Origin of the sequence: Brucella sp. NBRC 113783 (assembly GCF_040372265.1) — a bacterium.
Taxonomy (GTDB): Bacteria; Pseudomonadota; Alphaproteobacteria; order Rhizobiales; family Rhizobiaceae; genus Brucella; species Brucella teleogrylli.
Genome location: NZ_BAABRX010000021.1, coordinates 24,834 through 36,263, shown reverse-complemented (window position 1 = coordinate 36,263; position 11,430 = coordinate 24,834). Strand labels below are relative to the sequence as shown.

Genomic DNA, 11,430 nt, shown 5'->3' with positions numbered 1-11,430 from the left:
GAGCCGCACACACAATTCGCTACCATCGCCTCGAAGCTTTCGATGCATGGAAAATTGCGGCCTGTTTCGCCTGAATATCTACGAGCCCCTGGCCTTTCCGGCCAGAGAAACTTAACGTGACAACACCCCGACAGTTTCTCAGATATTCTGGTGACGGGCATTTATGCCTCCAACGTAACATTATATAATATACTATAATGTATAATGTTAACGTTTTCAAGCCTCCCTCGAAAACGCAGATTTTTAAAATCCGCGCAGGAGCTCTAACGAAAAAGGTAAAAGCCCAATCGCCGGAGAAGAATTCTATAACTTCAAATTTTCAGTCCACTGGCAAAGGGCCTCGATAGAGGTATGATGATATGCATCCAATGCCCGGAGGTACCTCAATGAGCCGATTGCATACAGAAAACCACCTCGTATCGCGGATCGGTTGGCTTCGCGCAGCGGTACTCGGCGCCAATGATGGTATTGTCTCAACGGCGAGCCTCATTATGGGCGTCGCATCTGCTTCAACGGGAACGACGCAGATCTTGATCGCTGGCATCGCAGGCCTTGTTGCAGGCGCGATGTCCATGGCGGCGGGTGAGTATGTTTCTGTCAGCTCTCAATCCGATACGGAGTTGGCAGATCTTGCCAGAGAGCGCAAAGAACTCAAAACTCAGCCCGAAGCAGAGCTCGATGAATTGATGCAAGCCTATATTGATCGCGGCCTAACTCCGGAACTGGCGCGGCAGGTGGCAATACAGCTGACCTCACACAATGCTCTGGCAGCTCATGCCCGTGACGAACTGGGAATTGTCGAACACATGGAAGCACGGCCAGTGCAAGCAGCGCTGACCTCAGCGGCCACGTTCTCGATTGGGGCCGCCCTACCCTTGCTGATGGCGGTCATCGCGCCTCCCTCGATCTTGCTTTATGCGGTTGCTATCTCTTCCTTGCTGTTTCTAGCGTTACTAGGCGCAATCGGCGCCAAGGCGGGAGGAGCTAATATGCTTAAGGCAACCGTTCGCGTCACTTTTTGGGGCGCATTGGCCATGGCAATCACGGCTGGTATTGGGGCCCTCGTCGGCACATCGGTCTGACCGCGGATCTGAGTTTATAGGGAATACAAATGTAAAGAAGAATTACTGTAGTCGGTCAGAGGCAGGGCTCTATAATTTGCTCATTCTATAGGTCGGGGAGACGCTAAAGATGCGGTTTTCAGGTGAAGATCGATCAAAGACAATCCTTTTGATTTTTGCCTTGTGCGGACTTGTTATCGGGCTCGGCCTGCACTTCTCCGGCTACTCATACGGCGCGCGGCTAGCCTGGACTATTGCCACTTTGCCTGTGCTGGCGACTTTGCTCGTCGAAATTCTCCGGAGTTTATGGCGAAAGGAGTTCGGGCTGGATATCGTCGCGGCGATGTCGATGACGGCCGCGCTGGCATTCGGGGAAATGCTGGCGGCTTCGATCGTCGCCCTCATGTATACTGGGGGAGCCTTTCTTGAAAGCTTTGCCGAAGGGCGGGCACGCCGTGAGATGCATGCCTTACTGTCCCGTGCGCCGCGAACGACAATGCGTTATATCGATGACCATCTCGAAGAGATTGCCGTGGATACGGTTCGTCCGGGTGACCGCCTCCTGATCCGTCAAGGGGATGTCATTCCCGTTGATGGGCGTATCGCCTCCGCAAAGGCCTTCGTAAACACGTCTGCGCTCACGGGAGAGTCACTTCCGGTTTCGCTTGCGTCGGGAGCGGATGTGCTGAGCGGCTCGATGAATGCCGGCGATGCTTTCGATCTCGTTGCCAAGCACGAAGCGAAGGATAGCACCTACGCTGGCATCGTTCGCCTCGTGGAAGAAGCACAGCATTCCAAGGCTCCAATGTCGAGACTGGCAGACCAGTGGTCTGTCGGCTTTCTGATCGTGACCGTCATAATCGCCTTCGGCGCGTGGTGGTTCACGGGAGACCCGATAAGGTCGGTCGCCGTTCTCGTCGTGGCGACACCATGTCCTCTCATTCTGGCGGTGCCCGTCGCTCTTGTTGCGGGACTGTCGCGTTCGGCTCATTTCGGGGTGTTGGTGAAAGGCTCCCGTCCATTGGAGAATATGGCCCGTATCAATACACTGGTGCTGGACAAGACCGGAACGCTGACCGACGGTCGTCCGCAAATCACCTCAATCCACCTTGAGCCGGGATTCAGTGAAAACGAGGTATTGCGGTTCGCTGCTTCCCTTGACCAGGTGTCCAAACACCCTATGGCACAGGCCCTTGTACTGGCCGCTCAGGGGCGCGATATAGATCTTGTATTGCCGACTGACGTCAGCGAACTGGCAGGGGATGGCGTGGCGGGCTGGGTCGATCGCAAAAGCGTCGTTGTCGGCGGACATAGCTTCGTTGAGAGACAGGTCAATGCAAAACTGAGCGAAATCCCCCATACAGAAGCTGGAGCGGCCCTGGTTGCAGTCGCGATAGACGGCAGGATTGCGGGCTATATCGTTATGGCCGACCCCTTGCGCGGCGAAGTTGTTGATACGTTACAGGAACTGCGCAAGGACGGCGTAAAGCGCATAGTGCTGGCGACAGGCGATCGTGCTGCGGTGGCCAGGCGCATCACCAAGGGCTTGGGGCTTGACGCCATCTACTCCGAACTTTCACCCGATCAAAAAGTGCTGACCGTACTCAGCGAGCGCAAGAACGGTGCTGTGATGATGGTCGGAGACGGCGTCAACGACGCGCCCGCACTTGCCGCGGCTGATGTCGGCGTTGCGATGGGTGCAAGGGGAGCGGCAGCGTCGGCTGAGGCAGCCGACGTCGTTCTTCTCGTTGACAGGATAGACAGGCTTCGCACCGGGATGGAGATTGCGAAGCGGTCAAGGCGCATTGCGATCGAAAGTGTTGTGGTGGGCATCGGCCTTTCCGTGATCGCCATGATCGCGGCAGCGTTCGGTTATCTGTTACCTGTCCAGGGTGCATTGCTCCAGGAAGTGATCGATGTCGCTGTTATCCTCAATGCGCTCCGGGCGTTGAGAATCTCTCCCAACATCGGCTAAAGGGCGTCGTGGTTTACCAGAATGTGAACTGGTGAATAATTCACCTACAGCTTCGCACTGAATTACTGTTCCTCCAGCACGCAATAAGAACAGAACATTGAAGCTTAACCGCCTGGCCAGCGTCACACCGATCTGCGAGCCGAGTACCATTAGCGCTGTTGCCCATGCATCCGCTTCGGCACAGGTACGTGTCACGACGGTGACTGACGCCGGAGGCTCCATGACGGGAGCACCGCGACGTGGGTCCATGGTGTGCGACAGGCGATAATCGTTGACATTAATCCAATGCCGATAATCGCCCGACGTGGCGACCGACGCATCCTGAAGAGCGAGAACCGAATGAGCTGCGCGACGATCATAGTCAGGAGCCTCTACTGCAATCGACCAAGGACTCCCATCTGGCCGCAACCCGAGCGCCCGCATCTCCCCATCGATTCCGACGAGGCCTGACGAAATCCCGAAAGACAGCAATGTCTCCGCCAGACGATCCACGCCATATCCCTTGGCAATTCCATTGAGATCAAGCGTGATGGGAGCCAACTTTCGCACCATTCCCAGCTCGACGTCCAGTTCCAGAACGTCATGGGCTGGTCGGCGCTCGCGCTCAAGCGCTGCTCGTATCTGCTCAGGGTCCGCCTCTGACGCCCCGAAACCCCAGGCGCTTACGGCATCCCCCATGCCGATATCAAACGCGCCGCCCGATGCACGGCCAATGTCGAGCGCAAGGCGCAAAACGTCCAGCAGTTGCTGCGGCACCTTTATCCAGTGTCCCACCGGCGCGGCGTTCACCTGCATTAGAATACTATCCGGCTTCCATGTTGACATTTGCATGTCCACCGCGTCCATTGCCGCCTGAAGCGCGGCCCGAACGGATTGTGGATCGAACCCCGCTGCTTGGTAAAACAACGCTGACCAACGTGTACCCATGGTAGGCCCGCTCAAAGCGTGACGTTGCATCTCAGTAGACGTCTTCGACATAACGTCCCTCCGCCCTGAGTTTGGCCAATGTCAGCCCCGTGGAACCCAGAATATCGGCAAGAACCAACGAGACTCCGTTGGCCATATCGCGTCCGCCACATACCATGATCCGCGCCCCCTCCTGAATCAGCCGAGTGACGTCATCGGCTTCTTCCCGAAGAGCATGCTGTACATAGCGCGGCATTTTCCCGCGTGAACAACAGGAGCTAATCTGCGCAACTTGCCCCTTCTGCTTCCATTCACGGAGTTCGTCGCCATAGAAAAAATCGCTATTCGTCCGGCGCATTCCAAAGAACAAATGGATCGGGCGATGTCGCGTATTGGCACGGATAAAACCCGCCAAAGGTGCGATTCCGGTTCCCGCGCCGATCAAAATCAGGGGCATGTGTGTCCGATTGTCCGCATGGAAACCGGGATTGCGGCGCGGGAAAGCGCTGATCGTGTCTCCGGGCTCCAGTTCCAGGAGCTGGCAGGAGCATAGCCCACCCGGATGTTTTCTCACGACGATCTCGACAAAGCCATCCTTGCGTCCAGAAGCCAGTGAGTAGAACCGGGGAACAGTTGATCCCGGAGGAACGATGGCGAGGAGATCGCCGGCCACAAAGCGCCCCAGTCCGCGGCCACGCACTTGCTGCCAGAAGGAAAGCTTCGGCAAGGCAAAGCGCAGTATTGCTGCGGGCGCTTGCACTTCGGCACCATAATCACGGCGCGACACAAGCGTAAGCGTTACGGCGGCGGGTTGAACGGCCTGGTGCGTGAGTTCCAGGTCTATGTCCAACGCAGCACCGAGTGTCCGTCCCCATCGGGCAAAAGCCTGCGGCGACTGACGGTCCACCGTGTCAAAGGGTATGAGCATTCTCCATCCGACGGCATCCGCCGTCTCCGTCACCGCTCGCGCGAATCCACAATAGGCTGGAAAGCTACTATCGCCAAAACCGAGCACAACCAGCGGAATTGCCGAATCCGCTTCCTGAGATAACAGTCCTTCGAGAAACCCCTTGGCCGAAGCGGGTGCATCGCCGTCGCCATAAGTCGCGGCCAGGATGAGGATGCGCCGCGCCTGCCCGTAACGGGCCGGGTCGAAAGCCGACATTGGCGCGGCATGGACGGCCTGACCGGCGTCGGACAGCGCCGCATGCAGCGTAGCGGCAAAGCCCCATGTGCTACCGCCTTCACTGCCGACGAGAATGATCGTCTCCGCCTTTCCTGCGGAAACATTGCCGCGAATACGTGGCCGTCCGCGACGCCCGTCGAACCAGAGAACAACGCCCGTGCCCGCCATGACTGGTACACCAAGAGCCGCCAGGCCAAGGATCAGCGCCAGAACAGAAGCCCCCCGTCCCGTATGGAGCATATAAATGGTTTCCGACAGACGTTGCCATCCGGTCAGGCCGCTCCAGCCGAGAAGCGCGCCCGTGCCCTGATCTATATAGCCGGTGCCCCGGTCGGTCTTAAGGGTGAGAATGTCCATCGGGTTGGATGGATCGGCGAATGACAGGCTGCGCATTTCCGCAACCGGTATCTGCCGCAGCGGTTCCATCGTCGCCGGAAGCGCTCCAGTCTGGCCGCTTGCCTCAGTCTGCATGACCGGCGAAACCGCACTATCAGGCAACAGATCGAAGGTGGAGGCCGTCATCCACAAAGCCGTGGCCGAGGAAAGCAGCAGGCCTGCGACGGCCAGTCGGGCGACCTCGACATGCAGACGCCCGGAGAGCGGGCCACGCAGGCGCGAGAACCAGTGCTGCCAACCCCCGGCCCGACGTGCGACAAGCGCCACCCCGGACAGGCTCAGCACCATCATGGCGGCAGCGCCCGCAGCCATGACCATGCGACCGCTATCATCAAGAAAGAGCGAACGATGCAGACCTGTCAGCCAGCGTTCGACTGGATTCGGATCGGCAGAAGCGATAGCCTGACCGGTGGCGGGATCGATGACCGCCGCCTGAGGCGCACCATTATCGAACCAATAGGCCGTCATCCGGCCAGACGGCGCCCGCCGGATTTGCTCCACCTGCGGATAGACCGCTTGAACACGCCCCGCCAGATCGGCGATCGTACGTGTCACATCTGCCTGTGGAGACGAAATACTTTCGACAGCGGGAAAAATCGACAGTGCTGCACCGCTGATACTGAGCACAATCAGGAACAACGCGGCAAGAAGTCCCGGCCAACGATGGATAACGCGGAACATAGCAATCACCGTTTATAGTGAATAATCGGCTGTTGCGATGTAACGGCGTCCTTTGACTGGAGCTTTCACACCGCCGGATGTCAGCGGGATAACCACCTCATTGGGACTGTCGCGCATGTCTTCCACCGCAGCGTCGACGTGCAATGTGTAGCCCGCATCAAAAAACGCATCGGCCAGATCAACTGTGATTTTAAGCGTCTTGCCTGTCCCGACGCTCGCGCCCGTGATACCATTGATTTCGCTCGTGTTGCCACCCGTTGCGCGATACCACCCAGACAGGTGTTCGTAATACTTGGATTTGCTACCAGCCATCCAAAGACTACCAGCATATTTGCCCTGAGCATCGGTGACGTAATAGGCAAGATAAGCGCCGTCCCCGCCATAGCTGTTCAGCGTCGCGGTCAGAGTTACGGGTCGCGCCATGGCGATACCCGGAAGCGTAAGTGCCGTGGTCATTGCCAATACTGCGAGAAGTACTTTCATGTCAGACTACCTCTTTCAAAGAAACGGGCGCACGGACCTGAACCGGATCCGTGTTCATGCCAGCCACTCTCGCAAGATGAGCTGAACGCCGCCTGACACTGATGTAATTTCTGCTTCAGCGCTTTGTCAGGAAAGACATAACGAAAACGGTGGACCTGCCAGCAGGTCCACCGTTTTAAGAACCGACGATGCGGGCTGTTATCAATGCAGCGACATGCGCTTGAGCGTGCCATCGCGCAAAACGAACTGGTGCCATATCGCCATCAGTGCATGAAGACCGGCCAGATAAAGAATGATGGTGCCGGCATTCTCGTGGAAGTCGGCGATCAATCCGGGGGAGCCTTGCACTGGGGCCGTAATGGCTGGAACGGAAAGGCCGAAGAATGATATGGGAACGCCAATCCGCGAGGCGGCATACCAGCCGCTGAGCGGCAAGGCGAGCAGAAACAGATAGAGGATTGCATGACCTGCCTTGGCCGCAAGCGCTAGCATCCCTTGCGTCTGAGATGCTGACGGCGCAGCGCCAGAAAGACGCAAGAGAATGCGTGGGAAAACAAGCACGAGCACGGCAAGCCCTAGAGAAAAATGCAACAAAGGCGGATTTTCCGCCATACGGCGTCCACCCACCGACGTCAACCATGCTCCGAGGATCAACGCTGCGGTGAACCAGTGAATCACAACCATGCTTTTTGAATAACGATCAGGACTGCGAGGCATGACAAGTCTTTCCTTGACTAAACGCGCTCTATTAGCGGAGCGCCGGGTGCTTATTTGGCAGGGAGTTTTGTCGAGCAAGCGGCTGGAAAGCATGCCGACGCAGCGCTTGACACCTATCCCTAGTTATCTCTTGATCTGCGACGGCGATCATCGTCGTGGTCGGATTCGCCGACCTTGTGTTTTATCTTGACTATAGCAAGCGTCGCCGGATCAACTTTGGCCCTGAAAGCAATTCCGGTTTTGTCGGAACCGCGGACTTCATAACAGCCGTCGTCGATTTTGATCCGCGCTACGGTCCAGCCGCGAGAAGTAGCCATAGCCTGAACCGCGTCCCTGGATTGCCACTTGTCCATCGACACATGGCAGTCATCATCGGCTCGCGCCACGCCGCTTCCTGCTGAAATCAATAAAAGGGAGATTGCAGCAAGGTAATTTACCATCATATCATTGTTCCTGATCAATGCGCTTTGAAGAGAATAATGCCAGCCATTTCTGACGAACAGCTGAAGCTGGCAAGGGTATGACGTCAGAGGAACGACAGGTTACAGCTTCAGTTAGAATATGTTCACATCTGACTGAATCGGGTCGACACGGGGCCGCTTCTTATCGAATAAAGGGTGCTGTTGTATGCGGGTTCTGTTGATCGAAGACGATACAATCCTGGGCAAGGCCGTTCGCGACCATATCGCCGTCAACCATTCCGTGGATTGGGTGACCCGGCTCGACGACGCAACAGAGCATGTCAACTCTGCAGTCTACGACCTAATGCTGTTGGACCTGATGCTTCCCGACGGGCTGGGTGTCAATTTTTTACGCAATCTTCGCGCCAAAGGCAGTGTCACGCCTGTCATTATCCTCACGGCACTGGACCAGATTTCCGACCGGATCGAAGGACTCGATGCCGGGGCAGACGATTACATGATCAAACCGTTCGATCTGGCGGAACTGTCGTCACGACTGAATGCCGTTGCGCGACGTTACAGCGGCAATCCCAACCCATTGATCAAAATAGGCGACCTCCAGATCGATCTGGCCGCCAAGACCGTGAGGCAGGACGGGCGCCCCGTTGAACTGACCGGTCGCGAATGGGCACTGCTAGAAAACTTCCTGCAGCGACCTGGTATTGCATTGACCAAGTCGCAACTCGAGGATCGGCTCTATGCCTTTGGCTCAGAAGTCGAGAGCAATACAATTGAGGTCCATGTCAGCCGTCTCCGCAAAAAGCTTGGACATGCGATCATCGAGACGGTTCGCGGCATCGGATACCGGCTTGGAAACGCAAAATGATCCAACCGAAGAGCCTGCAATGGAGACTTTCGCTCTGGCTCGGGCTCGGCGCGGCCCTGTTGTGGGTTGTTACAACGATTGTGACAGCACATCTTCTGCGCCAGGAACTGAATAAGGCCTTTGACAGCGCCCTCGAAGAAACGGCGCAACGCATTCTGCCAGTCGCAGCGCTTGAGATATTGGGACGCGATGCCGACGACACCGAACAGCGGGTTGCCACCCTGCGCCAGCACGACGAATATTTCACCTATGTGGTGCGTGACGCGGCCGGAACCGTGCAGATGCGTTCGCATAGTGCGGATGTAACCATTTTTCCGCCCTATTCAAAAATGGGTTTCAGCAGCACACCAACCCACAGGCTCTACTCTGACGCCGCAATGCAGGGTAGCCTCACAATTACTGTCGCTGAACCCCTGTCCCACCGGCGCGATACGGCTAAGCACATATTATACACGCTTGCTGTACCTCTCTCCCTGGCCGTCCTCCTTGGCTTGATCGGTGTCTGGCTCATCGTACGTCTTTCCATGGCGCCGGTTCGCAGTTTTCGCGATCAGATTGAGGCGCGTGGCAGCGGAGATCTTGATCCGGTCGCCGTAAATGGGCTTCCCTCCGAAATTGACACTGTTGCCATAGCGGTAAATCGGCTGTTGGACCGTTTGAAACTGACCCTGGAAGCCGAACGCAGTCTTGCAGCCAAATCAGCCCACGAATTGCGCACCCCGGTGGCAGCGGCGCTCGCACAGTCGCAAAGACTGATCGTCGAGGCGCCCGATGCTACCACGCGCGAACGTGCCCAGGACATGGAAACGGCGCTGCGCCGCCTCGCCCGCTTGACAGAAAAACTGATGCAGTTGGCAAGAGCCGAGGGCGGACGGCTCCTGGCCGAAAAGCCAGTAAATATTGCTGCAATCCTTCGATTAGTTGTAGGCGAGTTCAACGGATCTACCGATGCTGTCGGTCGCATTGAGTTGACTCTCCCTGATTGCCCCGTGCTTAAGAGCATTGATGCGGATGCGTTTGCCATACTAGCGCGCAACCTGATCGAAAACGCACTCAAACACGGTGCACAGGACATGCCTGTTCTCGTAAGTCTTAAAAGCGATGGGGAACTGCGTGTTGTTAATGGCGGCCCAGTCGTGCCACCCGAAACGCTTGCTCGGCTGAGTGAGCCGTTCGAGCGCGGTCAGGCTCTTGTGCGCGGTGCAGGACTTGGTCTTGCCATTGCCAAAACAATTGCTACTGGAGCAGGCGGTCGGTTAGAGTTTTCCTCTCCGGCATCTGGCAAGAAAGACGGCTTCGAAGCGAGGTTTTCTTCCATTGCATGAACGCCGAACCGGTGCACCACTGACCATTGAGAGGCGCCTCGCTGCTTTGATTGCCAGTCAAGAATCAAGTTAATGACCTAGTGTTGCGATCCTTACCAAGCTCCTCAAGTCACTTAGCGTGAACTCGATTTCAAATGTAAATTTAAGATTCTTCAATATGGCGACGAATGTCCAATCGCTGTGATCTACCCACTAGTTTCCTTTCAATTATTCTCTACAGCGTTGTCCTATTCGCTGACGTCTCACCACCCCTAATGTGATCTCCTGGACTTTGCGAACTTGGCATGGTCCGGCCGCTCCGTTAATTTTGTTGATAGCCGTTTCATGACCATCAAATATTGCACAACTTTCATTGAAGGATGGCTCGCTTCTGCTCGGCGGACATCGAAAAGCGTTCCGTTATCATTCCAAGAATGCAGAAATATAATCTACTATTTTAATAGACAATAGAAAGACTGGTCATTCTCACTCTGCGGTATTTCATTAAGCTCTCACAATCACTTTCAAGAGAGGGAAATGCCCAAAATGACTCGCGTAGTGAATGTTTCCGGCAGGCTGAAACTCAAACTGGCCGATGGTATAGTCGATGTCGAGAAGGCGAGCGACGGACGTTTTTCCTCCGACCCGCAACGTATCTACGAGCACTGGGACGCCTTCATTGACTGGGCTTCGTCGCAAAAGCGAAAAGCTGATGAACCCCTTCCTGAAGCGACACTGATCGGAACTCCTGTACCAACCCCTCGGCAGATCGTAGCAGTGGGATTGAACTATCATTCCCATCTTCAACATTCCGGCCTTGTGGCGCCTGAAGAACCGGGAGTTTTCGCCAAATTCATCACGTCGCTTTCTGGTCCATACTCGAATATCGAAGTGCCAAGCGATGTTGTCTTTACGGAAGCGGAGCTGGCAATCGTCCTGAAACGCGAAGCTTATCGTGTCAATGAAAGTGCCGCGCTCGATTATATTGCCGGCGTCACGGTGGCTCAGGACCTTTACGACCGCAACTCGGTCGTAAAGGTCGCCGCGGCTGACGGTTCCCCCGCAGTGGTTTATATCAACCCCTCGAAATCCCGCGTCAGCTTTACACCACTTGGTGCGGAGGTGGTGTCGCTCGATGAGGTCGGCGATATGGCCAATCTTTCTATCGAACTCGACGTCAATGGCGTGCCGATCCAGCGCGGCCACACGTCCGATCTGGTGTTTTCTGTACCTGCGCTCATTTCGCGATTATCCCATAAAATCCGTCTTTTACCGGGGGATGTCATTCTGACGGGCAGTCCAGCTCGCGTGGAGGGCACGGAAGCCCAAAATCTGCGCCCGGGCGATGTGATTCGCGCATCCATCCCAGGCATCAGCGAACAGCGCACTGTCGCCGTCTTGCCGGATTTTGTGCAAGAATCTCTGGTGGCCTAA

Annotated in this window: 9 protein-coding genes and 1 pseudogene; 5 read left to right on the top strand and 5 right to left on the bottom strand. The window is 56.2% G+C overall.

Going from position 1 to position 11,430, the window contains the following annotated elements; genetic code table 11:
• Positions 1 to 386: 386 nt before the first annotated feature.
• Together ABWW11_RS25190 and ABWW11_RS25185 are read left to right on the top strand one after the other, a co-directional pair.
• Positions 387 to 1,082, top strand: a complete 696-nt coding sequence (locus tag ABWW11_RS25190) for a VIT1/CCC1 transporter family protein (RefSeq protein WP_109366319.1) — start codon at positions 387 to 389, stop codon at positions 1,080 to 1,082.
• 109 nt (positions 1,083 to 1,191) lie between these two features.
• On the top strand, positions 1,192 to 3,036 hold the full coding sequence (locus tag ABWW11_RS25185) for a heavy metal translocating P-type ATPase (RefSeq protein ID WP_109366320.1): 1,845 nt from the start codon (positions 1,192 to 1,194) through the stop codon (positions 3,034 to 3,036).
• On the opposite strand, the pseudogene ABWW11_RS25180 reads toward ABWW11_RS25185, so the two are convergent.
• The 5 genes and pseudogenes from ABWW11_RS25180 to ABWW11_RS25160 form a co-directional block, all read right to left on the bottom strand.
• A pseudogene (locus ABWW11_RS25180) lies at positions 3,022 to 4,014 on the bottom strand (FAD:protein FMN transferase); the annotation flags it as partial. The gene ABWW11_RS25185 and the pseudogene ABWW11_RS25180 overlap by 15 nt on opposite strands.
• Positions 3,995 to 6,205, bottom strand: a complete 2,211-nt coding sequence (locus tag ABWW11_RS25175; RefSeq protein ID WP_109366322.1) for a PepSY domain-containing protein — start codon at positions 6,203 to 6,205, stop codon at positions 3,995 to 3,997. The pseudogene ABWW11_RS25180 and the gene ABWW11_RS25175, both read right to left, overlap by 20 nt.
• A gap of 12 nt (positions 6,206 to 6,217) precedes the next feature.
• Positions 6,218 to 6,688, bottom strand: a complete 471-nt coding sequence (locus ABWW11_RS25170) for a DUF2271 domain-containing protein (protein ID WP_109366323.1) — start codon at positions 6,686 to 6,688, stop codon at positions 6,218 to 6,220.
• 201 nt (positions 6,689 to 6,889) lie between these two features.
• Positions 6,890 to 7,405: a cytochrome b gene (locus tag ABWW11_RS25165; RefSeq protein WP_109366324.1), complete on the bottom strand. Its 516-nt coding sequence runs from the start codon at positions 7,403 to 7,405 to the stop codon at positions 6,890 to 6,892.
• A gap of 119 nt (positions 7,406 to 7,524) precedes the next feature.
• Positions 7,525 to 7,848 (bottom strand): PepSY domain-containing protein, encoded by a 324-nt coding sequence (locus ABWW11_RS25160; protein WP_371831085.1) that lies wholly within the window; start codon positions 7,846 to 7,848, stop codon positions 7,525 to 7,527.
• A 184-nt stretch (positions 7,849 to 8,032) separates the two neighbouring features.
• Between ABWW11_RS25160 and ABWW11_RS25155 the strand changes: the two genes are divergently transcribed.
• The 3 genes from ABWW11_RS25155 to ABWW11_RS25145 all read left to right on the top strand — a co-directional run bounded on the left by ABWW11_RS25155 (position 8,033) and on the right by ABWW11_RS25145 (position 11,430).
• Positions 8,033 to 8,692 (top strand): response regulator, encoded by a 660-nt coding sequence (locus ABWW11_RS25155; protein ID WP_094573455.1) that lies wholly within the window; start codon positions 8,033 to 8,035, stop codon positions 8,690 to 8,692.
• Positions 8,689 to 10,017, top strand: a complete 1,329-nt coding sequence (locus tag ABWW11_RS25150) for a sensor histidine kinase (RefSeq protein ID WP_109366325.1) — start codon at positions 8,689 to 8,691, stop codon at positions 10,015 to 10,017. Before ABWW11_RS25155 ends, ABWW11_RS25150 begins: the two co-directional genes overlap by 4 nt.
• Before the next feature lie 525 nt (positions 10,018 to 10,542).
• Entirely contained in the window at positions 10,543 to 11,430 is an 888-nt protein-coding gene (locus tag ABWW11_RS25145; RefSeq protein ID WP_181375984.1) for a fumarylacetoacetate hydrolase family protein, read from the top strand.

What these genes read in the sequence shown, in the direction of transcription:
- ABWW11_RS25170 (WP_109366323.1), bottom strand. Translation starts at nt 6,688, where the DNA reads ATGAAAGTACTTCTCGCAGTATTGGCAATGACCACGGCACTTACGCTT.
- ABWW11_RS25190 (WP_109366319.1), top strand. Translation starts at nt 387, where the DNA reads ATGAGCCGATTGCATACAGAAAACCACCTCGTATCGCGGATCGGTTGG.
- ABWW11_RS25150 (WP_109366325.1), top strand. Translation starts at nt 8,689, where the DNA reads ATGATCCAACCGAAGAGCCTGCAATGGAGACTTTCGCTCTGGCTCGGG.
- ABWW11_RS25165 (WP_109366324.1), bottom strand. Translation starts at nt 7,405, where the DNA reads ATGCCTCGCAGTCCTGATCGTTATTCAAAAAGCATGGTTGTGATTCAC.
- ABWW11_RS25155 (WP_094573455.1), top strand. Translation starts at nt 8,033, where the DNA reads ATGCGGGTTCTGTTGATCGAAGACGATACAATCCTGGGCAAGGCCGTT.
- ABWW11_RS25185 (WP_109366320.1), top strand. Translation starts at nt 1,192, where the DNA reads ATGCGGTTTTCAGGTGAAGATCGATCAAAGACAATCCTTTTGATTTTT.
- ABWW11_RS25145 (WP_181375984.1), top strand. Translation starts at nt 10,543, where the DNA reads ATGACTCGCGTAGTGAATGTTTCCGGCAGGCTGAAACTCAAACTGGCC.
- ABWW11_RS25175 (WP_109366322.1), bottom strand. Translation starts at nt 6,205, where the DNA reads ATGTTCCGCGTTATCCATCGTTGGCCGGGACTTCTTGCCGCGTTGTTC.
- ABWW11_RS25160 (WP_371831085.1), bottom strand. Translation starts at nt 7,848, where the DNA reads ATGATGGTAAATTACCTTGCTGCAATCTCCCTTTTATTGATTTCAGCA.